This window comes from Rhodococcus indonesiensis (assembly GCF_047782815.1).
GTDB classification, from domain to species: domain Bacteria; phylum Actinomycetota; class Actinomycetes; order Mycobacteriales; family Mycobacteriaceae; genus Rhodococcus; species Rhodococcus indonesiensis.
Genome location: NZ_CP180630.1, coordinates 309,583 through 333,580, shown reverse-complemented (window position 1 = coordinate 333,580; position 23,998 = coordinate 309,583). Strand labels below are relative to the sequence as shown.

The window sequence follows — 23,998 nt, the reverse complement described above, 5'->3', positions numbered from 1 at the left end:
TCCGGACGCCGGGACCTCGGGCGTCACCGACGCCGGGACTCCGGGCGTCACCGGCGACACACTCTCGCCGCTGCGACCGGCGGGTAACCTGTACGGCGATGTCCACGACAGCTGCAGAGCCGGCCGCCGCGCCGCTCCCCACCCAGACCCGCACTCTGACCGGCTGGGGGCGCACCGCCCCGACCACCGCGGAAGTGCTGTCCACCCCCGACGTCGAGGTGATCGCGCAGGCGGTCGCCCGGGTCGCGGAGCAGAACGAGTCCAAGCCGTCGCACCTGCGCCGCGGTGTCATCGCCCGCGGTCTCGGCCGCTCGTACGGTGACCCGGCGCAGAACGCGGGCGGGCTCGTCGTCGACATGACGGCGCTGGACCGGATCCACACGATCGACCGCGAATCGCGGCTGGTCACGGTGGACGCAGGCGTCGACCTGGACCAGTTGATGCGCGCAGCGCTGCCGTTCGGTCTGTGGGTCCCGGTGCTGCCGGGCACCCGGCAGGTGACCGTGGGCGGTGCCATCGGCGCGGACATCCACGGCAAGAACCATCACAGCGCGGGCAGCTTCGGCAACCACGTCCGGTCGATGGACCTGCTCACCGCGGACGGCCAGGTGCGCACCCTCACCCCCAACGGACGCAATTCCAAGCTGTTCTGGGCGACGGTCGGCGGCATGGGCCTGACCGGCATCATCCTGCGCGCCACCATCGAGATGACGCCCACCGAGACGGCGTACTTCATCGCCGACGGCGTGGTCACCAGCACCCTCGACGAGACGATCGCCGTGCACAGCGACGGCTCCGAGGCGAACTACGACTACTCGAGCGCCTGGTTCGACGCGGTCGCGCCGCTGCCGAAGCTCGGCCGGGCCGCGATCTCGCGCGGTTCGCTGGCCAAGCTCGACCAGCTGCCGAAGAAGCTGCAGAAGAACCCGCTGAAGTTCGACGCGCCGACGCTGCTGACGTTCCCGGACATCTTCCCGAACGGCCTGGCCAACAAGTACACCTTCAGCGCCGTGGGTGAGCTGTGGTACCGCAAGTCCGGCAACTACACGGGCAAGGTCCAGAACCTGACGCAGTTCTACCACCCGCTCGACATGTTCGGGGAGTGGAACCGCGCCTACGGCTCGAACGGATTCCTGCAGTACCAGTTCGTGGTGCCGACCGAGGCGGTCGAGGAGTTCAAGAAGATCATCGTCGACATCCAGCGCTCGGGGCACTACTCGTTCCTCAATGTGTTCAAGCTGTTCGGGGAGGGCAACAAGGCGCCGCTGAGCTTCCCGATGCGCGGCTGGAACATCTGCGTCGACTTCCCCATCAAGGCGGGACTCAACGAGTTCGTCCGCGAACTCGACCGCCGCGTCCTCGAGTTCGGCGGCCGCCTCTACACCGCCAAGGACTCGCGCACCTCCGCCGAGACGTTCCACGCGATGTACCCGCGCATCGGCGAATGGATCAAGATCCGCCGCTCGGTCGACCCCACCAATGTGTTCGCCTCCGATATGTCCAGAAGGTTGGAACTGCACTGATGATCAACGCCGTCGGCAACCCCCAGACCCTGCTGCTCCTCGGTGGCACGTCCGAGATCGGCCTCGCCATCGTCGAGGAGTACCTGCGCAAGGCGCCGGCCCGGGTGATCCTCGCCGCCCTGCCGAACGACCCCCTGCGTGACGACGCCGTCGCGCAGATGAAGGGCGCGGGGGCCACCAAGGTCGACCTGATCGACTTCGACGCCCTCGACACGGGAAACCACCCGGAAGTGATCGCTCGGGCGTGGGACCTCGCCGGGAACGGTCGCTCCGCAGGCTCCGCTCCCGCCGGCGACGTCGACGTCGCGATCGTCGCGTTCGGCATGGACGCCGACGCCGAGGAGCTGTGGCAGAACCAGACCAAGGCCATCCGGGTCGCGGAGATCAACTACACCGCGGCCGTGTCGGTCGGTGTGCTGCTCGGCGAGAAGATGAAGACGCAGGGCTACGGACGCATCATCGCGATGTCCTCCGTCGCCGGTGAGCGGGTCAAGCGCGCCAACTTCGTGTACGGCTCCGCGAAGGCCGGGCTCGACGGCTTCTACCTGGGTCTCGGCGAGGCCTTGGCGCCGTTCGGTCCGCGGGTGACGGTGGTGCGTCCCGGACAGGTGCGCACCAAGTTCAGCGCCCACGTCGAGGAAGCCCCGCTGACGGTCGACAAGGAAGACGTCGCCGCGCTGGCCGTCGCCGCGTCCGCGAAGGGCAAGGAGATCGTCTGGGCTCCGGGCGCCTTCCGGTACGTGATGATGGTGCTGCGGCACGTCCCGCGCGCGATCTTCCGGAAGCTGCCGATCTAGGCTGCGGGGGTGTCCGACCCAGCCGTATCCTCTTCCGACGTGGCCCCCTACCGGCGAGCCCTCCGCACCGCCGGCGAGGGGGCCGCTGCGGTTGTCGTCGCGACGATCGTCGCCGCAGTGGGTCTGTTCGCGTTCGCGCGCGTGCAGTGGCCCGCATTCAACTCCTCGAACGTCACGCAGGCCGTCACGACGGTGCTGCAGGTGGGGGCGCTCGTCGTGCTCGCCTGCTCCGTCGTGCTGCTGCGCCGGCGGCGGTGGACGCTGTTCGCCCGGGTGCTGTCGTGGGCGGGCCTGTCCGGCCTGGTCACCGTCACCCTCGGGATGCCGTTGGCCGCGACGAAGCTCTATCTGCACGGCATCTCGGTCGACCAGGAGTTCCGCACCGAGTACCTGACCCGGCTCACCGACTCCCCGGCGCTGCGGGACATGACGTATGCGGATCTGCCGCCGTTCTACCCCGCCGGCTGGTTCTGGGTGGGCGGCCGCTTCGCGAGTCTGCTCGGCCTGGACGGCTGGGAGGCGTTCAAGCCGTGGTCGATCGTGTCGCTGGCCGTCGCCGCGGTCGTCGGGCTCGTGTTGTGGACCGCGCTGGTGCGGGTCGACCTGGCCGTGCTGGTCGCCACCGCCACCACGGCCGTCGTCCTCGCCTACGGCTCTCCGGAGCCGTACGGCGCGTTCGTCGCGCTGCTGATCGCACCTGCCCTCGTCATGGCGTGGGGGGCGCTGTCGCGCCCGGTGCGTCCTTCGGGCGGCTGGGGCAGCCCAAAGGACGCACCGGGCGGCGGAGCCGTCGTCGGGACCGGGCTCTTCCTGGGATTGGCCGCGACGTTCTACTCCCTCTATCTCGGGATCGCGGCGTTCACGGTGACGGTGATGGCCGTCGTCGCCGCGGTGCTGGCGCGACGCGCGGCAGGCACCTGGCGCGCCGCGGTCCCCGTGCTGGTCCGGCTGGGCGTGATCGCGGGGATCGCCGTCGTCGTCGCGCTGCTCGTGTGGGCGCCGTTCGTGCTCGAGGTGCTGCGGGGCGGGTCCACCGCCGGCTCCGGCACGGCGACGCACTACCTGCCCGAGACCGGGGCCCGGCTGCCGCTGCCGATGTTCCACGGCTCCCTGATCGGGCTGCTGTGCCTGCTCGGCACGGTGTGGCTGGTCGGGCGGGCCACGTCGTCGCGGCGCGCGCAGGCCCTCGGGCTCGGCGTGGTGTCCGTGTACCTGTGGTACCTGGCGTCGATGGCGCTGACCGCGCTGGGCAACACGCTGTTGGCCTTCCGCCTCGAGGTGATCCTGCTCGTGCTGCTCGCGGCTGCCGGCACGTTCGCGTTCGTCGACTTCACCCGGTGGATCGTGCTGGCCACCAGCGAGAACCAGCGGGTGCGGTGGTCGCTGATCGCGGTCGGCGCGCTGGGAGCGCTCGCGTTCACCCAGAACATCCCCCAGGTCCTCGCGAACGAGATCACCGTCGCCTACACCGACACCGACGGCAACGGTGAACGCGCGGATCAGCGTCCGCCCGGCGCGGGCGCCTACTACGCCGAGCTGGACGAGACGATCACCGCGGCGCTGGGCCGGCCGCGCGACGAGATCGTCGTCCTCACCGCCGACACCACCTTCCTCGCCTACTACCCGTATCTCGGGTTCCAGGCGCTGACGTCGCACTACGCGAACCCGTTGGCGGACTTCGAGGGGCGCGCCGCCGCGATCGAGGACTGGGCGTCGGTCGAGACGACGGACGAGCTGCTGGCCGCGTGGGACGAGTCCCCGTGGCGGGGACCCGATGCGATCGTGTTCCGGCAGGGCGCCGAGGGTTACACCCTCCGGCTCGCCGAGGACGTGTACCCCAACGACCCCAATGTCCGTCGCTACTCGGTGACGTATCCGAAGTCGCTGTTCGACGACCCGCGCTTCACGGTCTCGGAGATCGGTCCGTTCGTCGTCGTCACCCGCACGGGATAGCGCCGCGACCGTCCGCGGACACCGTTCGCGGACGGTCGTGGCGTCGACGTCCTAGGCGCGGCGCAGCGGCATCACCGACCGCACCACCGGATCGCGCAGATACAGCCCGGCCCAGACGAAGACACCGACGTAGACCGGGAACAGGATGGTGCTGAAGAGCGGCATCTCGTTGAACATGTTGGTGGCGACGGCGCCGCCGAGATACCCGGTCAGCAGCACCGCCCCGAGGATCGAGGTGGCCGGGACCAGGTACAGGGCCAGGCACACGAGCAGGACGACGCCGATGACGTAGTTGAGGTTCGGATCGAAGCCCAGATCGATCATCGCCTGCCGCGCCTGGTCGACGTTGAGGACGTGGATCGCGGCGTCGAACAGCAGGAACAGCACGACGAGGCCGGTGATCACCAAGCCGGCGATGCGGAACTTCCGGTCGGTGGGGCGCTCGGCGGGTCGGGTGGTGGTCGAGATCATGGCAGGCTCCTGGGTCGGGGTGGCGGTCTCGCTACGGACTGACCGGCCGGCCCCGGAAAACTCATCGCGCCGCGCGGTTCCGGTTCGGCGACCCGAGCCCGCCTCCTCCGGCCGGGTCCCGGGACCGAGCCCCGGCTCACAATCGGGACGCCAGCAATTCGGCGAGGTGGACGCCGCGACGTTCGGTGAGATCGGCGATCTGGGTGCGGCAGGAGTAGCCGTCGGCGAGCACGACGTCGTCCGGGCCCGCCGCCGCGACCGCGGGCAGCAACTGGTGCCCGGCGACGGCGACCGAGACGTCGTAGTGAGCCGGCACCACCCCGAAGTTGCCGGCCAGACCGCAGCATCCGCCGAGCCGGGTGACCGTTGCACCGGCCCGGCGCAGCAGCGCGGCGTCGGCGCTCCAGCCCATCACGGCGTGGTGGTGGCAGTGCGGCTGAGCCACCACCGACGTCCCGGACAGCGACGGCGGTTCCCAGTCGCCGAGCAGTTCGGCCAGCGTCACCGTCGAGTCGGCGACGGCGCGTGCGGGTTCGAACCCGAGCAGCTCCACTGCGTCGGAGCGCAGGACCGCGGTGCACGACGGCTCGAGCCCCACGATCGGCATTCCGGCCGGGAACAGCGCGGAGATGGTGCGGCCCAGGATCTTCCGGGCCGTATCCAGCTGGCCGGTGGTGATCCACGTCAGCCCGCAGCACTGTTGCCGTTCGGTCACGCACACCCGGCGACCGGCGGCCTCGAGGACCCGCACCGCGGCGATCGCCACCTCCGGCGTGAAGTACTCGGTGAAGGTGTCGACGAACAGCAGGACGGGCGCGCCGTCCGTGCGACGCTCGCCCGCCGTGTCCGTGAACCAGCGGCGGAACGTGCGGGGCGCGAACTCGGGTACCCGGCGACGCCGGTCCACACCGGCGAGGGTCAGCCCGGCGGACGCCACCCCCGGCAGCTTGGCGAGGGTGTTCACGACGCGTGGTGCGCGGCCGGCCAGCGCCGCCCAGCGCGGGAGCCGCCCCAGCGTGTAGTGCGAGGCGGGACGGAGCCGACCCCGGTAACTCTGATGCAGCACTTCGGATTTGAACGTCGCCATGTCGACACCGGTCGGGCAGTCGGAGGCACAGCCCTTGCACGCCAGGCACAGCTCGAGGGCCTCGTGCACCTCCGGTGAGCGCCAGGACCCGGTGACGAGCGTTCCGTTGAGCATCTCCTGCAGGACCCGGGCCCGGCCGCGGGTGGAGTCCTTCTCCTCCCGGGTCGCCAGGTAGGACGGGCACATCACCCCGCCGAGGCCGGCGGTGTCGGCGCGGCACTTGCCGACGCCGGTGCAGCGGTGCACGGCCTGCCGGAAGTCGCCGTCGTCGCCCGTGTACCGGAAGGCGAGCTCGTCCCGGACCCGGTGCGCGGCCGGAATCCGGAGGTCCCGGTCCACGGGGGCCGGGTCGACGAGTACACCGGGATTGAGCAGGCCTTCGGGGTCGAACACCGCCTTGACTGCGCCGAACAGCCGCAGCGCGGCCGGCGAGTACATCAGGGGCAGCAGTTCGCTGCGCACCCGGCCGTCGCCGTGCTCGCCCGACATCGACCCCCCGAACGACGCCGCGAGTTCTCCTGCCGCAAAGAGGAATTCGCGGAAAATCCCGGGCATCTCGAGCGGTACGTCGAGGCGGATGTGGATGCAGCCGTCGGCGAAGTGACCGTACGGATAGCCGGTCACGCCGTACCGGGACAGCAACGACTCGAATTCGCGCAGATACTCCCCCATCCGTTCCGGCGGGACGGCGGCGTCCTCCCAGCCGGAGTGGGCGGGCAGTCCGGCGGGGCTGCGCCCGGCCAGTCCCGCCCCGTCCTCCCGGATGCGCCACAGCTGCGCGGCCTTGTCCGGGTCGGTCACGATCAGCGAATCCACTGCCGCCGCAGCGTGTTCGACGGATCGCGCCCGCGTCAGGACCTCGTCGGCGTCGTCACCGGACAGTTCGACGAACAGCCATGCCGCCCCCCGCGGCAGCGGGGGCACCGCCGCCGCGCCGCGCCGCGCGCGCACGACGTCGACGATCCGCGAGTCGAGTCCCTCGCACGCGGTCGGACCGAAGCCGAGCAACGTGTGCGCGGCGTCGCCCGCCGTCGCGATGTCCGGGTAGCCGAGGGCCACCAGCACGCGCACCGCGGGATCGGCGACGAGCCGCACCGTCGCCTCGGTGACGACACCGAGTGTGCCCTCGCTGCCGACGAAGAAGCGCAGGACGTCGAACCCGTTCTCGGGCAACAGGTGTTCGAGGGCGTAGCCGGAGGCTTGCCGGCCGAACCGGCCGAACTCGGTGCGGATGGTGACGAGGTGGTCGAGCGTGAGCCGGCGCAGCGATTCGAGAACGGGAGCGTCGTCGGGCAGCGACAGGTGCCGGCCCGCGCCGGTGAGCACCTCGAGCCCGAGCACGTTGTCGGATGTGCGTCCGTAGCCGAGGGTGCGGGCACCGCAGGCGTTGTTGCCGATCATCCCGCCGACGGTGCAGCGGTTGTGGGTGGACGGGTCGGGTCCGAAGCGCAGTCCGTACGGGGCGGCGGCGCGCTGTAGTTCGGACTGGACGACGCCGGGTTGCACGGTCGCCGTGCGCGCCTCGGGGTCGATCCGCAGGACCCGGTCGAGATGGCGGGCGAAGTCGAGTACGACGCCGGGCCCGACGGCGTTGCCGGCGACGGAGGTTCCGCCGCCGCGTGAGGTGAGCGGAACGCCGTGCCGGCGGCACACCTCGAGCGCGGTGGCGACGTCGTCGACCTCGCGGGGCCGCACCACCGCCTGTGGGGGTACCCGGTAGAGCGAGGCATCGGACGAGTAGAGGGCACGGGTGGTGGTGTCGTCGAACACCTCGGGGATGCCCGCGTCACGCAGGGCCTCGCCGATCGTCCTCGCCCGGGCCATAGGCCGATGCTAGTGCCTGCCGGGGTCGCTTCGTCGCAGGTCGGCCGGGGTCGATGCGCCCTCAGCGGGAGGTGAGGACGACCGGCCCGTCCTCGGTGATCGCGACGGTGTGCTCGCAGTGCGCGGCCCGGCTGCCGTCGGCGGTGCGCAGCGTCCACCCGTCCGGGTCGTGCCGGTAGGCGTCGCCGCCCCCGGCGTGCAGCATCGGCTCGACGGCCAGCACCAGCCCCGGTCGCAACCGCATCCCGCGCCCCGCCCGGCCCTCGTTGGGCACGTGCGGGTCCTCGTGCATGCGGCGGCCGATGCCGTGACCGCCGTGGTCGGCGAGCATGCCGTAGCCGCAGGACCGGACGTATCCGCCGATCGCCGCGCCGATGTCGCCGAGACGGTTTCCCGGCACGGCCGCGGCGATGCCGCGCGCGAGGGCCTCTTCCGTCGCGTCGATCAGGGCGAGGGCCTCGCGGTCGGCGGTCCCGACGGTGAAGCTCACAGCGGCGTCCCCGCACCAGCCGTCGAGCACCGCCCCGCAGTCGATGCTCACCAGGTCACCGTCACGAAGCCGGTACCCCCCGGGAATGCCGTGGACGACGGCGTCGCCGACGCTCGCGCACACGACGCCGGGGAACGGCGACGGCGCCCAGTCCGGGTGGTAGCCGAGGAACGGGGACGTCGCGCCGGCGGCGCGGAGGACCTCGGCGGCGACGTCGTCGAGGTCCTGCAGGGAGACCCCGATTCCCGCGTGGGCCCGCACGGTCGCCAGCGCCTCCGCGACCACGGCACCGGCGGCGCGCATCGCCTCGATCTCGCCGGGCGTCTTCAACTCGACCATCTCACCTCCAATAGAAATACCGGTATTACTATACGGGAATGGTGCGCGAACCGCTTACTCCGGCCCAACTCGAGCGAGGGCGACGACTCGGCGAACGCCTCCGCGCGGCGCGCGGCACCGCCGGCATGGCCACGATCGCCGGCGAGGCCGGAATCTCCGTCGAGACGCTCCGGAAGATCGAGACCGGACGCATCGCCACGCCCGCCTTCTTCACCGTCACCGCGCTTGCCCGGGTCCTCGGACTCTCCCTCGACGACCTGGCCGGCGACCCGACGGACGAGCCCGCCGAGCACGAGGCCGCCTCCTGACCGGAGGAGGCCACCCCTGCCTCCCCGTCCCTCGCCTAGCATCGATCCTTGTGCCCGTCGATGTCCTTTCGCCCGAAACGCCCGCTTACGCCGATACGAAGGCGCGCGTGCGCACGGCCAGGATCGTCGCGACGGTCAGCGGACTGCTCGGCATGCTGCTCGCCCTGGCCGTGCCGTTCCTGCCGGTCCGGCAGGAGGCCGCCACCGTCAGCTGGCCGCAGGGCACCGACCTGACCAACGTCGAGGCACCCCTCGTCTCCTACGCCCCCCTCGAACTGCGCGCGAGCGTGCCGTGCTCGGCCTTCCCGCTGCTCGGCGACGAGGGCGGCACCCTGATCTCGACCGTGCCGCCGGACGCCCCCGACGCGACCGAGAACGCCCTCGTGATCCGCACCGTCCCCGGCACCGACGGTGGGCCCGCCACCATGGAGGTGGTGCTGCGCAACTCGGTCGTCGTGTCGGCACCGATCGACGACGAGCACAGGTGCACGGCCGTCACCGTCGCCACCAACGCCGACCGCACCGCCGCCGAGATCGTCGGCCTCGAGCAACACGACGACGGGCACCACGTCGCCACGCTCGACGGCGATCACCGGCCGCAGATGGTCGGCGTCTACTCCGACCTGCAGGGATCGGCTCAGGCCCTCACCTCCGGCCCGGACGCCGAGCGGCTGTCCGTCCGCGCCGCCCTCGACTCGCGGTTCACCTCCACCCCGACGCTGGTCAAGTTCGTCGCGATGCTCGTGTGCATCCTCGCGACCCTGCTGTCGCTCGTGGCGCTGCACCGGCTCGACGGCGTCGACAACCGCCGCGCCCGCCGGGTCCTGCCCGCCCACTGGTGGCGGTTCACCGCGGTGGACGCGGTCGTCGTGGGCACGCTGCTGCTGTGGCACGTCATCGGCGCCAACACCTCCGACGACGGCTACATCCTCACCATGGCCCGCGCCTCCGACGAGGCCGGCTACATGGCCAACTACTACCGGTGGTTCGGCGTCCCCGAGGCCCCGTTCGGCTGGTACTACGACGTGCTCGTCCTGCTCGCGAAGGTCTCCACCGCCAGCGTGTGGATGCGGCTGCCCGCCCTGCTCGCCGCGATCGCATGCTGGATGGTCATCAGCCGCGAGGTCATTCCCCGGCTCGGCGTCGCCGTCCGCCGCAACCGCATCGCGCTGTGGACGGCAGGGCTGGTGTTCCTCGCCTTCTGGCTGCCGTACGACAACGGCCTGCGACCCGAGCCCGTCATCGCGCTCGGCGCCCTGCTCACCTGGTGCTCGGTCGAACGCGCCGTCGCCACCGGCCGCATGCTGCCCGCCGCGATCGCCGTGCTGCTCGCCGCCTTCTCCCTCGCCGCCGGACCCACGGGCCTCATCGCGGTCGCCGCGCTCGTCGCCGGGGCGCGGCCCGTCGTCGTCCGGCTCGTCGGCCGCCGCCGGCTCGTCGGGGTGGTCCCGCCCATCGCCGCCATCCTCGCCGCGGGCACCGTCGTCCTCGTCGTCGTCTTCGCCGACCAGACCCTCGCGTCGGTGCTCGAGGCGACCCGGGTGCGCTCCGCCGTCGGACCCAACGTGCCGTGGTTCGACGAACGGCTGCGCTGGGACGCACTGCTGACCGTCTCCCCCGACGGATCCCTCAGCCGCCGGTTCGGCGTGTTCGTCATGCTGCTGTGCCTGATCGTGTGCGTGATGCTGATCCTGCGCAAGGGCCGCATCCCCGGCACCGCCCTCGGGCCGTCGCGCCGCATCCTCGGCATCGTCTTCGCGTCCCTGCTGCTGATGATGCTCACCCCGACCAAGTGGACCCACCACTTCGGTGTGTACGCCGGACTGGCCGGATCCGTCGCCGCGCTCGCCGCGGTCGGGGTCGGCGCCGTCGGCATCCGCTCCGCACGCAACCGCGCGCTCTTCACCGCCGGGGTGTTGTTCGTGCTGGCGCTGGCGTTCACCGGCTCCAACGGCTGGTGGTACGTCTCCAGCTACGGGATCCCCTGGTGGGACAAGCCGCCGTCGATCTCCGGACGGGCCTTCTCCACCGGCCTGCTGGCGCTGGCCCTCGTCGCGCTGGGCTTCGCCGCCTGGTTCCACCTGCGCGAACCGTTCGCCACCCCGAAACCCGACCGCAACGGCCGCGTGAAGGCGATCGCCTCGGCGCCGCTGACCGTCGTCGCCGCGGGCGTCGTCCTGTTCGAGGTGCTCTCACTCGTCAAGGGCGCGGTCGCGCAGTACCCGGCGTACTCGATCGCCCGGTCCAACGCCGCCGCCCTGACCGGCGGCAGCTGCGGCCTCGCCGACGACGTCCTCGTCGAGACCGACCCGAACGCCACCGCGCTGGCCCCCCTCGACGGCGACGTCGCCGGAGCCCTCGGCGCCGGCACCGCCGACGGCTTCACCCCGAACGGCGTGGCCCTCGACCTCACCGCCGACGAGGAGATCTCCACCACGGGCGGCGCCAACACCGTCGACACCGAGGAGGGCGGCACCACCACCTCCACGGGCGCCGGCACCGGCGGCGGCCGCGGTGCCGCCGGCATCAACGACAGCACCGTCGCGCTGCCGTTCGGCCTGGACCCTGCCCGCACCCCCGTGCTCGGCAGCTACCGCACCGGCGCGCAGCAGGAAGCCGTTCTCGAGTCCGGCTGGTATGCGCTGCCCGAACGCACCGACGCCACGCCGCTGCTGGTGGTCACCGTCGCCGGCCGCGTGCACTACGTCGACCCCGACGGCGTCCTCACCCCGGGCGCGGACGTGCTGCTCGAGTTCGGCCGGACCGGCGACGGGTCGAGCGTCGAGCCGCTGGCCCGTGTCGCGCCCGTCGACATCGGACCGTCTCCGTCGTGGCGCAACCTGCGGGTGCCGAGCGACCGGATCCCCGCCGACGCCGACACCGTCCGCCTGGTGGTGACCGACGGCAACCTGGCACCCGACCAGTGGGTGGCGGTCACGCCGCCGCGGATGCCGCGCCTCGAGACGCTGAACACCGTCGTCGGCTCCACGGCACCGGTCCTGCTCGACTGGTCGGTGGGGTTGGCGTTCCCCTGCCAACGTCCCTTCGACCACCGCTACGGTGTCGCCGAGGTCCCCGAGTACCGGATCCTGCCCGACCGGGTCGGAGCCGACTCCACCAACGGCTGGCAGGACGACATCGGTGGCGGCCCGCTCGGCTGGATACCGCTGCTGCTCACCGCCGAGACCGTCCCCACCTATCTGAATCACGACTGGGACCGCGACTGGGGCTCGCTGGAGCGGTACGCGCCCATCGATCCGAGCGCGACACCTGCCGAAATCACCACCGAGGACGTCGTCCGCTGGGGCTGGTGGACACCCGGCCCGATCCGCGACGGTGTGCCCGTAATGCGTGAATGAGGTCCTACGCGTCGGTAGGGACGGTGCGTCCGCTCAGCTGCGCCCGATACCATCGACAATCGTGCCCGACGACGTGACCACAGTTCCCGCCCCCTCCGCAGCCGTTTCACGGCCGCCGGTTGCCCGGGATCTGCGGGCGCAGTACCGCACCGCCCGGCTCGTCGCCGTGGTGGCGGGCCTGCTCGGTGTGCTCCTCGCCGTCGCGACCCCGTTCCTGCCCGTCAAGGTCACCGAAGCCACCGTCACCTGGCCGCAGAACGGCTCGACCGGACCGGTCGAGGTGCCGCTCATGTCGCAGGTGCCGCTGCAGCTGAGCGCGACCGTGCCGTGCACCGCCGTCGCCGGCATGCCGCCCGGCGGCGGCATGCTCCTGGCGACCGCGCCGCCGAGCGGTGAGGGCGCCGCACTCAACGCGATGTTCGTGCGGGTGGGCGCCGAGAACGTCGACGTTCTCGACCGCAACGTCGTCGTGGCCACCGCCCCGCGCAGCGACGTCGAGTCCGCCGCGTGCGCCGAGATCAGCATCTTCTCCGACGTCGACCGCACGACCGCGGAGTTCGTCGGCCTGAGCGACGAGAACGGCAATCCGCGCGCCGGTGAGCTGACCGGCGATCTGCGTCCCCTCGTCGTCGGCGTGTTCAGCGACCTGGACACCCCGGTGCCCGGCATGTCGGTGACCGTCGACGTCGACTCCCGGTTCTCGTCGTCGCCGACGGTGGTCAAGCTCCTCGCGATGATCCTGGCGGCCCTGTCGACCGCGCTGGCGGTCGGTGCGCTCGCCAAGCTCGACGGCACCGACGGCCGGGGACATCGCCGATTCCTGCCGTCGCGCTGGTGGAAGTTCACCGGTGTCGACGCGGTCGTCGTGGGCACCCTCGTCGGGTGGCACTTCTTCGGAGCGAACACCTCCGACGACGGCTACCTGCTGACCATGGCCCGGGTGTCCGAGCACTCCGGCTACATGGCCAACTACTTCCGCTGGTTCGGCGTCCCCGAGGCCCCCTTCGGCTGGTACTACGACGTGCTCGCCGCGTTCGCCGAGATCTCCACCGCCAGCGTCTGGATGCGTCTGCCCGCCCTGCTCGCCGGCATCACCTGCTGGATGGTGATCAGCCGCGAGGTGGTGCCCCGCCTCGGCCGGGCCGTCCGGCACAACACCGTCGCCCTGTGGACCGGCGGCCTGGTGTTCCTCGCCTTCTGGCTGCCCTACAACAACGGCCTGCGTCCGGAGCCGATCGTCGCGCTCGGCGCCCTGCTGACCTGGTGCTCGATCGAACGGGCGATCGCCACGGGCCGGTTGCTGCCGGCCGCGACGGCCGTGATGATCGGCGCGTTCACCCTCGCCGCCGCCCCGACCGGCCTGATGTGTATCGCCGCCCTGCTCGCCGGCATCCGGCCCATGACCCGGATCGTCGTGCGCCGCCACCGCGAGGTCGGGACGCTGCCGCTGCTCGCCCCGATCGCCGCCGCCGGTACGCTCGTGCTCGTCGTCGTGTTCTCCGACCAGACCCTCGCCGCCGTGCTCGAGGCCACCCGCGTGCGCACGATCATCGGCCCGAACGAGGAGTGGTGGAACGACTTCCTCCGCTACTACTACCTGTTCGTGCAGACCGTCGACGGCTCGCTCGCCCGCCGGTTCGCGTTCCTCGTCATGCTGCTGTGCCTGTTCACGTCGCTGCTGGTGCTGCTGCGCCGGCGCCGGATTCCCGGCGTCGCGACGGGACCGTCGTGGCGGCTGATCGGCATCGTCTTCGGCACGATCTTCTTCATGATGTTCAACCCCACGAAGTGGACCCACCACTTCGGGGCGTACGCGGGCATCGCGGGTTCCCTCGCGGCCCTCACCGCGGTCGTCGTCTCGGCGAGTGCGCTGCGGTCGCGGCGCAACCGCACGATCTTCCTCGCCGGACTGCTGTTCGTGCTGGCCGTGTCGTTCGCGGGCATCAACGGCTGGTGGTACGTGTCGAGCTACGGCATCCCGTGGTTCGACAAGACCGTCTCCTTCAAGGGCAACCAGTCCAGTTCGCTGTTCCTGATCCTCTTCGGGCTCGCCCTCGGGCTCGTCGCGTGGCAGTACCTGCGGGAGGGCTACGCGCCGCCGCAACCCAGACCCACGACCCGCAAGGGCCGCCGGATCCGCAAGTTCGCCGCGGCGCCCCTGACCGTCGTCGCCGGAGCGATGGTGCTCTTCGAGGTGCTGTCGCTGCTCAAGGGCGCGGTATCGCAGTATCCGGCGTATTCGCTCGCCCGGTCCAACGTCGGCGCGCTCGCCGGCCAGACGTGCGGGCTGGCCGACGACGTCCTCGTCGAATCGGACCCGAACTCCGGTCGGCTCGCGCCCATCGTCGACCCGGACAACCCGCCCCGCGGCGGCGACGCCCTCGCCGGCGCCGAACCCGTGGGCTTCGATCCCAACGGCATCCCGTCGGACCTCACGGCCGACTACGTCGAGGTCAAGCCCGGCCAGGGCAACACCGACAACCAGAGCGTCGGGCCGACGTTCGAGACCGGCGCCGGCGGCGGCACCACCGGCGGCACCGGCGCCCGCACCGTCAACGGCTCCGACGCCAAGCTGCCGTTCGGCCTCGACCCGGCCGTCACCCCCGTGCTCGGCAGCTACCAGGAGGGCGTGCAGGAACCGGCGCTGCTCACGTCGAGCTGGTACGGGCTGCCCGAGCGCACCGACGACGCTCCGCTCGTCGTCATCTCGGCAGCGGGCCGCATCTGGTCCGTCGACGACACCGGCGCCACCACCTACGGGCAGTCGCTTCTCGTCGAGTACGGCAGGCGCCTGCCCGACGGCACCGTCGAGCCGCAGGGCACCTATCTGCCGCGCGACATCGGGCCCGCGCCGTCGTGGCGGAACCTGCGCATCCCGCTGTCGGAGCTGCCCGCCGACACCGACGCCGTCCGCATCGTCGCCAACGACCCCAACCTCACCGGCGACCAGTGGCTGGCGTTCACTCCGCCGCGCGTGCCGAAACTCGAGACGCTCGACGCCGTGGTCGGCTCCGAGCAGCCGGTTCTGCTCGACTGGGCGGTCGGCCTGCAGTTCCCGTGCCAGCGCCCGTTCGACCACCGCTACGGCATCGCCGAGATGCCGAACTACCGCATCCTGCCGGACCGACCGCTGGCCGTATCCTCCACCGACACTTGGCAGTCCGCGGACAACGGCGGCCCCCTCGGCTTCACCGAGGCCCTCGCGCGCCCCGAGCAGATCCCCACGTATCTGAAGAACGACTGGGCCCGCGACTGGGGCTCGCTCGAGCGGTACGTGCGGTTCTACCCGGACGCGGTGCCGGCACAGCCGCAGACCGCCGAGGTCACCCGCTCCGGGCTGTGGAACCCGGCCACGCTGCGCGTGTACGAGTAGGCCACCCTTCTGCCGCCGACCCCGCGTGCGGACCTCGTGCCCGTTGGACCGAATGTCACATCGCTTCGCCTCTATCGACCGAATGTGACATTCGGTCAACGGCAGTCGCGCCGCCGGTAACGGCGTCCGGTTCGGGCACGATGTCACGAATGTTCGATTCTGCTCGATCGCGAACTGTTCATCGGGCCAGCGGGGGTGGGCCGGCTACGGAAGGAACTGTATGTCGAAGACGCGTGCATTCGGGCTCGCGGCGGTTACCGTCGCGGTTCTCGGCGCCGGAGTGGCAACCGCCCCAGTGGCCGTCGCCGCTCCAGAAACCGCCACGACGCTCACGCGTGTCATCGGATCGGGCGAGTCCGGCTCGTTCGGTTACGGGGGCGCCATGGTGAACGAAGCGGTCACGGTGCGCGTCGACCCCGACGAGCCCGGCATCAGCTGGTTCGGCGGCAGCATGTGGTGCTACTGCAAGATCTCCTGGACCAACCTCACCACCGGGGCCAGCGGGACCAACGAACTCCCGTCCCGGCCGGTGCTCGGCGGAGGGATGACCGGTACACCCCGCGCCGAGACCGGCTCCGGCCGAATCGTCGCCACCGTCACCGTCCCGAACGGCTTCACGTACCTGCCAGGAGTCGGGACCTGGGTCGCCCCTTGACCGTTCGGACCGAATGTCACATCGCGTCGATCGAATCGAACCCATGTGACATTCGGTCCGTCCGTCCGTCCGTCCGCCCGCCCGCCCGTCCGTCCGTCCGTCCGGGACAGGTAGTCCACAACCACACGGTTCATCCACAGATTTCGCCCACCCTCCCGTTGTTCCCCTCGAACGCGGCATTTTCCGGTGATCATGGGCGGCATGAGACGCGGTACGTGGGGGGACGACGTCGAACAGCTCGTCGGGTTGAGTGTCAACGGCATCGTCCGCACCTCGACACTGTTGGGTTGCGGGATGAGCAGCAGCACAATTTCCGGTCGTTGCCGGAAGGGTGGTCCGTGGCAACGGATTCTGCCCGGTGTCGTTGCCCTGCACAGCGGCCCGCTCACCCAACTGCACCGACAGACGGCAGCGCAGATGTACGGAGGCGACGAGGCCGTCATCTCCGGCCACGCCGCGCTCGGCGTGCACGGATACACCCCCTCGGCGACGAAGAGCGACATCCTGCTGCTCATCCCGCAGAATCGGCATCGCAGGAACTTCTCGTTCGTCACCGTCGAACGCAGTTGGCGTGTACCCGAACCCGTACGCAAGGGCACGCTGCGGATCGCACCCGTCGCGCGCAGCCTGCTCGACGCCGGACGGCGCACGTCACGAACGGACGACTGCCGCGCCTTGTTCGCCGCCGCACTCCAACGCGGCGATGTCACCGTGGACCATCTGGCACGCGAGCTTGCAGACGGCAGCAGCCGGGGAACGGCGGTGCCCCGCAAGGTGATCCAGGAGCTGGTCGACGACGCGCACTCGGTCGCCGAGATCGAGGCCCAGAAGCTGTACTCCACCTCGGGCCTGCCCGCGATGGTGCACAACCGCGAGGTCGAGGACTCGAACGGAACCTGGATCGCCCGTCCGGACGGCTGGCTCGACGCCGTGGCACTGGCGTGGGAGATCGACTCGTTCGCACATCATCTCAGCGCACGAGACCACGAGGCGACGATGCGGCGCCGGGCCGTCATGCAGCGGCACGGGATCATCGTCGTCACCCATCTGCCCAGGCAGATCCGGCACGAACCGGCGGTCGTGCTCGCCGACCTTGCGGCGGCTTATCGGCAGGGTCTCGAACGCCCACGGCCCGATGTCCGGTTGCGGTAACCCCGCGCGACGAACCGAATGTCACATTGCGTCGATACGATCGACGCAATGTGACATTCGGCCAACCACTAGAGCGGAAGCAGGTGGTGCTTGCGCGGGTTCTTGAACACCTTCTTGTCGCGCAGCAACGTCAGCGCCTTGCGGATCTCCAGACGCGTCTTGTGCGGCTCGATCACCGCATCGATGTAGCCGCGTTCGGCCGCGATGTACGGCGTCGCGATGTGCTCGTTGTAGAAGTTGATCAGCTGCTGACGCACCGCCGGCGCGTTCTCGCCCGCGGCCTCGATCTGGCGACGGCCGATGACCGCCACCGCACTCTCGGCGCCCATCACCGCGATCCGTGCCGTCGGCCACGCGAAGTTCACATCCGCGCCGAGCTGCTTGGAACCCATCACCGCGTAACCACCGCCGTAGGACTTGCGCACCACCACGGTGACCTTGGGCACCGACGCCTCGACGAACGAGAACAGGAACCGGCCGCCGCGCTTGATGACCCCGATCTTCTCCTGCTCCACACCCGGCAGGAAGCCGGGGGTATCGACGACGAACACCAGCGGAATGTCGTACGCGTCGCACACCCGCACGAAGTGCGCGGCCTTGTCCGAACTCGCGGCGTCGAGCGCCCCGGACAGGTACAGCGGCTGGTTCGCCACCACACCGACGGGCCGGCCGTCGACGCGGGCGAAGCCGGTGATGATGTTCGGGGCGACCTGCGAGCGGATCTCGAAGAAGTCGCCGTCGTCGAAGATCTTGAGCAGGATGTCGTGCATGTCGTAGCCGGAGTTGTCCGCGTCGGGCATGAACGTGTCGAGCTCGAGATCGTCCGGGGTGATCTCCGGTTCGAGCCCCGGATTGATCACCGGGGGCTTCTCCTGCGCGTTCGACGGCATGTAGCTCAGGTACTTGCGGGCCCACTCGAACGCGGCCTTCTCGTCCGGCGCGACGTGGTGCACGTTGCCGTACTCGGCCTGCTTGCGGGCGCTGCCGAGCTCGTCGAGGCTGACGTCCTCACCGGTGACGGACTTGATGACGTCCGGTCCCGTGACGAACATGTACGCCTCCTCGGTGGCCACGACCACGTCGGTGTTGATGGGGGCGTACACGGCGCCACCGGCGCACTTGCCGAGGATGATCGACACCTGCGGGCACAGCCCCGACAGCGGCTCGTGCCGCTTGCCCAGTTCCGCGTACCACGCCAGCGACGTCACCGCGTCCTGCACCCGCGCGCCACCGGAGTCGTTGATGCCGACCACCGGGCAGCCGATCTTCAGCGCGAAGTCGAGGATCGCGGCGACCTTGCGGCCGAACATCTCGCCGACGCTGCCGCCGAACACGGTCTGATCGTGCGAGAACACCGCGACGGGCCGGCCCTCGACGGTGCCGTGACCGACGACGACGCCGTCACCGTAGAGCGCGTCGTCGCGGCCGGGCGTCTTCATCAACGCACCGATCTCGACGAAGCTGCCCGGATCGAGCAGCATGTCGATGCGCTGGCGGGCGCTGGGGATGCCCTTTGCGGCGCGCTTGGCCACCGCGGCCTCCCCGGCCGGCTCCTTGGCGATCTCGAGATTCTTGCGCAGCTCGGCCAGCTTCTCGGCCGTCGTCGTGGTCACTACTCGATCAGCTCCTCGTGGCCTCGATGTCGGCCAGCTTGCGTGTCAGGTCGGCCCCCACCTTCCCGATGTACGGCTCGTCGACCACCTGGAGGTGATCGCCGCCGACACGGATGACCTCCAGATTACGGACCGACTCACCCCAGCCACCGTCGGGCTGCCTGGTCCCGAATGCGGGCTCGAGCTCGATGGCGTCGTCGTGGTAGCGGTCCGCCATGTACAGCACCACGTCGCCGTCGTACGGTTCGAGCTGCGCCGTCTGGATGGCCCGGTTGTCCAGCCACGACGTGCGCTGGTGCTCGATGATGCCGCCGGGGATCTTCGTGCCGCTCATCTTGAGCAGGTCCATGAGGATGCGCACCTGACCCTCGTCGTCCGTCGCGGCGAGCTTGTCGTACGGCAGCGGAGCGTCGACCCCGTAGGTCTTCTTCGCGAACCGCGCGTACCGCTGCCAGCGCGCGGTGATCTCCTCGGGGGTGTCCTCGACCTTCTCCCCCGCCATGACCGTGTCGATGAGACCGACGATCCGCACGTCCTTGCCCTCGGCCCGCAGTAGCCGGGCGACCGCGTAGGCGAGCACACCACCGAGCGACCAGCCGTACAGCACGTACGGACCGTCGCCCTGGATCGCCTTGATCTGCGGCAGGTATTCCTGGGCGCGCTGCTCGATCGGCCCCTCGGTGCGTTCGAAGCCGTACATCGGGGTGCCCTCGGGCAACCGGCGCAGGAGCGGCTCGTACACGACGGTGGATCCGCCGGCGGGGTGGAACACGAACACCGGCACGGCGTCCGAGCCCTCGGGCCGCGGGCGCAGCGTACGGACGAGCCCGTCGATGCGATCGGCCGATTCGAGGTGCCGGCGCACGCTCTCGGCGAGCTGCTCGATGGTCTCGGCGTCGAGCACGTCGTCCACGGTGATCTCGCCGTTCGCCCGCTCGGTCAGCCGGGCGGCGAGACGCTCGGCCGTCTCGTCGTCGAGGATCGGCAGGGTGTTGAAGATGCCCTTCGCGGACTGTCCGGTGATCACGGCCCAGGTCGCGAACGTGAGCCGCTCGGCGGCGTCGCGCGGCGGCACGTCGGTGCCGGAGGCCTCCGCGACCGCCTGCCGGTCGGTGACGTCGGTGGCCTCGTCGGTGCTCGCCCCGGCCCTCCCAGCGTCTGCCTTCCCAGCGTCAGTCTTCCCAGCGTCTGCGGCCTCGGCAGCCTCCAGGATCGCTTCGGCCTCGTGCACCACCCCGGTGTCCTCCACCGGCGAGATCGGAGGCAGCTCGAGCGCCGCGTCCTCCCGCTCGGCGGTGTCGCGGTCCGCGGCCTGCTGTGCGGCCAGCGCGGCGACCTCCTCGCGGTTCTCCACGGCGTACCGCAGGTACTTCGCGACGTCGCGCAGGCTGGCGTCCTTCACCGCGGCGAGCTGCAACTGCGGGATGTCGAACTCGTACTCGACGCGGTTCTTGATCCGCACCGCCATGAGCGAGTCCAGGCCCAGCTCGATCAGCGGGATCTCGACGGGCAGGTCCTCGGGCGCGTAGCCCATCGATTCGGCGACGATCAGCGCCAGCCGATCCTCGAGGGTCTGCGACCCGTTCGGATCCCACTTGTCGCCGAAGGTCTCCACCACCTCGGGCAGGGTCTCGACCGGGCCGGCGGAACGCTCGGCCGGCGCGGGCGCCGGGGCGGGGGCCGGCAGTGCATCACCGGAGGCGACGACCGCGTCGAACAGCAACCGGAACTCGCCGTCCGCCGCGTCACGCCCGTGCACGTGCAGCGACGCGCCGCCGAGGTGCCGGGTCAGCGTGGTCGTGAGGGTGCCGGTGGCGGGGACGTCGCCGTACGGGACGGATGCGGTGAGGGTGACGTCGACGAGCACCTGCGACGCGGCGGCGACGGCGAGTTCGCCGAGGTCGGTGACGGCGTCGGCGCGCACCTCCCACACGTGCCGGCCGTCGGGCAGCGCGACGTGCGCACCGGGCACGCGGGCACTGCCGCCCGTCCCGATGCGGGTCTCGAGCCAGAACGGCTTGCGCAGGAACACCGTCCGCGGCAGATCGGCGTACGCGCCGGCGGGGAGCAGGCTGCCCAGGTCCACGGTGTGGCCGTGCACGTACAGCTGCGCGAGGGCGGTGAGCACGCCCAGCGGCTCGTCCTCCTTGCGCTTGAGGGTCTGGATCAGCTGGGTGTCGATGACCCCGGCCGCGTAGGCCGTCGCGGCCACGGACATCAGCGCGACCGGATTGGGGGCCAGCTCGACGAAGGTGGTGTGCCCGTCGGTGACGGCCAGCTCGACCGCATTGGTGAAGTAGACGCTGTGCCGCAGCCCCTTGGTCCAGTACTCGACCTGGTGGATGGGCTCGTGCCCGGCGCGGTAGTGGGTGTCCTGGTCGACCGACGAGTACACGTCGACCTTCAGCCGGTGCGGCTCGATGCCGGCGAGTTCGGCGGCGAGCTCACCGAGGAGCGGATCCACCTGCGAGGTGTGGCTGGCGCCCTTGGTCTGCAGCACGCGGGCGAGCTTCTCCTCCGACTCCGCCCGCGCGACGATCGCGTGGACCTCGGCCTGCGGGCCGCCGATCACGGTGTGTGTCGGCGCGGCGTAGACGCAGACCTCGAGGTGCGGGTAGTCGGTGAGGACCTGCTCGATCTCCGCGGCGCTGTACTCGACGAGCGCCATGAGCCGGATGTCGTCGCCCTCGAGCAGCGCCTCGGCCTCACCCATCAGCCGCGAGCGCGCGCAGATGACGCGGACGGCGTCCTCGAGCGACAGACCACCCGAGATGTATGCGGCGGCGGCCTCACCCATGGAGTGGCCGACGACGGCGGACGGCTCGGCGCCGTGGTGGCGCAGCAACTTCGCGAGGGCGACCTGGATGGTGAAGATGCCGACCTGCGAGGTCTCGACGTCGTAGTCCTGGGCGTCGTCGAGGAACTTCTCCTTCATGGAGTAGCCCGCCTCGTCCTCGATCAGCTCGTCGATCTCGTCGACGGCCGCCGCGAACACCGGGTTCTCGAGGTACAGCTGCTTGGCCATCTTGCGGTGCTGCGACCCGAATCCGGACAGCACCCACACCGGCCCGTTGGCGGCGGGGGCGTCGGCGGAGAACACGCCCTGGGCGGGCTTACCGGCGGCGACGGCCCGCAACCCGGCGATGGCCTCGGCGCGGGTCGTGGCGATCACGACGGCACGCGAGCGCCCGTGGTTGCGGCGGGAGAGGGTGCGGGCGACGTCGACGAGCGGCGTGGTGCTGCCGGCCTCCGTCTCGAGCCAGTCGGCGAGGTCGGCGGCGGCCCGGCGACGGCGCGACGGCATCGCCGCGGACACCGCGAGCAGCACCGGGCGCTCGGCGTTCTCGTCCGAGCGAACGTGCCCTTCCGCTCCTTGCGCCGACGGAACGACACTTTCGCTCGACTCCGGCTCGGCCGGTGCCGGTGTCCCGGTGTCTGCCTCGGGGCCGGTGTACTCGCGGACCACGACGTGCGCGTTGGTGCCGCCGAAGCCGAACCCGGAGACGCCGGCGATCGCCTTGCCGGTGTAGCGCGGCCACTCGGAGCCCTCGGGGATGACCTTCAGGCGGGCCTGCTCGAACGGGATGTACGGGTTCGGCGCCGTGTAGTTCAGCGTCGCCGGCAGATGGTTCTCCTGCATCGCGAGGACCACCTTGATCAGGCCCGCCGCGCCGGCGGCCGCCTCGAGGTGGCCGAAGTTGGTTTTCGCCGAGCCGAGCAGCGCCGGCTTGTCGGCGTCGCGGCCGCGGCCGACGACCCGGCCGAGGGCGTCCGCCTCGATCGGATCGCCGAGCACGGTTCCGGTGCCGTGGGCCTCGATGTAGTCGACGCCGGACGGCAGGATGCGCGCGTCCCGATAGGCGCGGCGCAACACGTCGACCTGGGCCTCGGGGTTCGGTGCCGCCAGCCCGTTGGAGCGGCCGTCCTGGTTGACGGCGGAACCGGCGATGACGGCGAGCACGGTGTCGCCGTCCCGCTCGGCGTCCTCGAGCCGCTTCAGCACGACGAGGCCACCACCCTCGGCGCGGACCATGCCGTCGGCGTCGGCCGAGAAGGCCTTGATGCGGCCGTCGGGGGCCTGCACGCCGAGCTGGTCGAAGCCGAGTGTCGCGGCCGGCGCGACGAGCATGTTCACGCCGCCCGCCAGCGCCACGTCGGCGTCGCCGTCGCGCAGGGCCCGCACCGCCTGGTGCACGGCCACGAGCGACGACGAGCATGCGGTGTCCAGGGCGACGGACGGGCCGCGGAAGTCGAAGAAGTACGAGACCCGGTTGGCGACGATGGACGTCGCCGTGCCGGTCAGCGCGTACGGATGCGCGGCGGACGGGTCGCTCACCGCGAGGAGCTGGTAGTCGTTGGCGGAGCTGCCGATGAACACACCGACCGGGCGGCCCTTGAGGTCGCTGGCCGGAATGTGGGCGTGCTCGAGCGCCTCCCAGGTGAGTTCCAGAGCGAGACGCTGCTGCGGGTCGACCATCTCGACCTCGCGCGGCGACATCGCGAAGAACTCGGCGTCGAAGCCCTTGACGTCGTCGAGGTACCCGCCGCGGGTGTTGGCCGCGGCGATGGCGGACGAGATCTGCGGGTCGTCGGCGAACTCGGACCACCGTCCCTCGGGGAGGTCGGTGATCCCGTCGCGGCCCTGCGCGAGCAGCTCCCACATCTCGGCGGGGGTGCTCACGTGCCCGGGCAGCCGGGTGGCGAGACCGACGATCGCGATGTCGTGTGCCCGGCCGGCCGGACCGGCGGCATAGAAGGCGCTGTCGTCACCCTCCGGGAGCTCGGGCTCGCCCTCGATGATGCGCGTGGCCAGCGACGCGATGGTGGGGTGCTGGTACGCGATCGTCGCGGTGAGGGTGACGCCGAGCAGTTCCTCGATCTCACCGCTGAGCGCGACGGCGTCGCGGGACGAGAGACCGAACTCCTCCATCGGACGATCGTCGGAGATCTGTGCCACCGGTTGCCCGGTGGCCTCGGCGATCCAGTTCCGCAGCCATTCGCGCAGCTGCGCGACGGTCATTTCAGTGTCAGCCATCAACCCACCACGCTACCCG

At 70.9% G+C, this 23,998-nt stretch carries 13 protein-coding genes; 8 read left to right on the top strand and 5 right to left on the bottom strand.

Annotation, left to right across the window (positions count from 1 at the left end; all coding sequences use genetic code 11):
- The first annotated feature begins 98 nt into the window (after positions 1-98).
- The 3 genes from ACM26Y_RS01500 to ACM26Y_RS01490 are packed head-to-tail and all read left to right on the top strand — an operon-like array spanning position 99 to position 4,273.
- The gene (locus ACM26Y_RS01500; RefSeq protein WP_054372883.1) at positions 99-1,523 is read left to right on the top strand and encodes an FAD-binding oxidoreductase; all 1,425 of its coding nucleotides are present in this window, start codon (positions 99-101) and stop codon (positions 1,521-1,523) included.
- Positions 1,523-2,320 (top strand): decaprenylphospho-beta-D-erythro-pentofuranosid-2-ulose 2-reductase, encoded by a 798-nt coding sequence (locus ACM26Y_RS01495; protein WP_416062472.1) that lies wholly within the window; start codon positions 1,523-1,525, stop codon positions 2,318-2,320. The genes ACM26Y_RS01500 and ACM26Y_RS01495 overlap by 1 nt, the downstream gene beginning before the upstream one ends.
- 39 nt (positions 2,321-2,359) lie before the next feature.
- Entirely contained in the window at positions 2,360-4,273 is a 1,914-nt protein-coding gene (locus tag ACM26Y_RS01490; protein ID WP_416062471.1) for a galactan 5-O-arabinofuranosyltransferase, read from the top strand.
- 51 nt (positions 4,274-4,324) lie between these two features.
- Here the strand turns inward: ACM26Y_RS01490 and ACM26Y_RS01485 are convergent, their stop codons facing one another.
- From ACM26Y_RS01485 to map, 3 genes are all read right to left on the bottom strand, one after another.
- On the bottom strand, positions 4,325-4,744 hold the full coding sequence (locus tag ACM26Y_RS01485) for a DoxX family protein (protein WP_416062470.1): 420 nt from the start codon (positions 4,742-4,744) through the stop codon (positions 4,325-4,327).
- Positions 4,745-4,880: 136 nt separating this feature from the next.
- Complete coding sequence (locus ACM26Y_RS01480) at positions 4,881-7,655, bottom strand: FAD-binding and (Fe-S)-binding domain-containing protein (protein WP_416062469.1); 2,775 nt, start codon at positions 7,653-7,655, stop codon at positions 4,881-4,883.
- A 61-nt stretch (positions 7,656-7,716) separates the two neighbouring features.
- Positions 7,717-8,484, bottom strand: coding sequence for a type I methionyl aminopeptidase (gene map / locus ACM26Y_RS01475; RefSeq protein WP_416062468.1), 768 nt, complete (start codon positions 8,482-8,484; stop codon positions 7,717-7,719).
- Positions 8,485-8,522: 38 nt separating this feature from the next.
- On the opposite strand from map, the gene ACM26Y_RS01470 reads away from it, so the two are divergent.
- The 5 genes from ACM26Y_RS01470 to ACM26Y_RS01450 all read left to right on the top strand — a co-directional run bounded on the left by ACM26Y_RS01470 (position 8,523) and on the right by ACM26Y_RS01450 (position 17,331).
- Entirely contained in the window at positions 8,523-8,792 is a 270-nt protein-coding gene (locus tag ACM26Y_RS01470) for a helix-turn-helix domain-containing protein (RefSeq protein ID WP_003937147.1), read from the top strand.
- Between the two features lie 107 nt (positions 8,793-8,899).
- Positions 8,900-12,151: an arabinosyltransferase domain-containing protein gene (locus tag ACM26Y_RS01465; protein WP_416062467.1), complete on the top strand. Its 3,252-nt coding sequence runs from the start codon at positions 8,900-8,902 to the stop codon at positions 12,149-12,151.
- Between the two features lie 61 nt (positions 12,152-12,212).
- Entirely contained in the window at positions 12,213-15,524 is a 3,312-nt protein-coding gene (locus ACM26Y_RS01460) for an arabinosyltransferase domain-containing protein (RefSeq protein WP_003937149.1), read from the top strand.
- Positions 15,525-15,744: 220 nt separating this feature from the next.
- A complete protein-coding gene (locus ACM26Y_RS01455; RefSeq protein WP_416062466.1) occupies positions 15,745-16,179 on the top strand; it encodes a hypothetical protein in 435 nt (144 codons plus the stop codon).
- Between the two features lie 201 nt (positions 16,180-16,380).
- Entirely contained in the window at positions 16,381-17,331 is a 951-nt protein-coding gene (locus ACM26Y_RS01450; protein ID WP_416062465.1) for a hypothetical protein, read from the top strand.
- Positions 17,332-17,399: 68 nt separating this feature from the next.
- Here the strand turns inward: ACM26Y_RS01450 and ACM26Y_RS01445 are convergent, their stop codons facing one another.
- Positions 17,400-18,944 (bottom strand): acyl-CoA carboxylase subunit beta, encoded by a 1,545-nt coding sequence (locus tag ACM26Y_RS01445; RefSeq protein ID WP_003937152.1) that lies wholly within the window; start codon positions 18,942-18,944, stop codon positions 17,400-17,402.
- A 7-nt stretch (positions 18,945-18,951) separates the two neighbouring features.
- A complete protein-coding gene (gene pks13 / locus ACM26Y_RS01440) occupies positions 18,952-23,964 on the bottom strand; it encodes a polyketide synthase Pks13 (RefSeq protein WP_416063760.1) in 5,013 nt (1,670 codons plus the stop codon).
- Between the last annotated feature and the right edge of the window lie 34 nt (positions 23,965-23,998).

Bases quoted from the DNA above. Each gene is read 5' to 3' on its own strand.
- ACM26Y_RS01470 (WP_003937147.1), top strand. From the start codon at position 8,523: ATGGTGCGCGAACCGCTTACTCCGGCCCAACTCGAGCGAGGGCGACGA.
- ACM26Y_RS01450 (WP_416062465.1), top strand. From the start codon at position 16,381: ATGAGACGCGGTACGTGGGGGGACGACGTCGAACAGCTCGTCGGGTTG.
- map (WP_416062468.1), bottom strand. From the start codon at position 8,484: ATGGTCGAGTTGAAGACGCCCGGCGAGATCGAGGCGATGCGCGCCGCC.
- ACM26Y_RS01500 (WP_054372883.1), top strand. From the start codon at position 99: ATGTCCACGACAGCTGCAGAGCCGGCCGCCGCGCCGCTCCCCACCCAG.
- ACM26Y_RS01485 (WP_416062470.1), bottom strand. From the start codon at position 4,744: ATGATCTCGACCACCACCCGACCCGCCGAGCGCCCCACCGACCGGAAG.
- pks13 (WP_416063760.1), bottom strand. From the start codon at position 23,964: ATGACCGTCGCGCAGCTGCGCGAATGGCTGCGGAACTGGATCGCCGAG.
- ACM26Y_RS01455 (WP_416062466.1), top strand. From the start codon at position 15,745: ATGTCGAAGACGCGTGCATTCGGGCTCGCGGCGGTTACCGTCGCGGTT.
- ACM26Y_RS01495 (WP_416062472.1), top strand. From the start codon at position 1,523: ATGATCAACGCCGTCGGCAACCCCCAGACCCTGCTGCTCCTCGGTGGC.
- ACM26Y_RS01480 (WP_416062469.1), bottom strand. From the start codon at position 7,655: ATGGCCCGGGCGAGGACGATCGGCGAGGCCCTGCGTGACGCGGGCATC.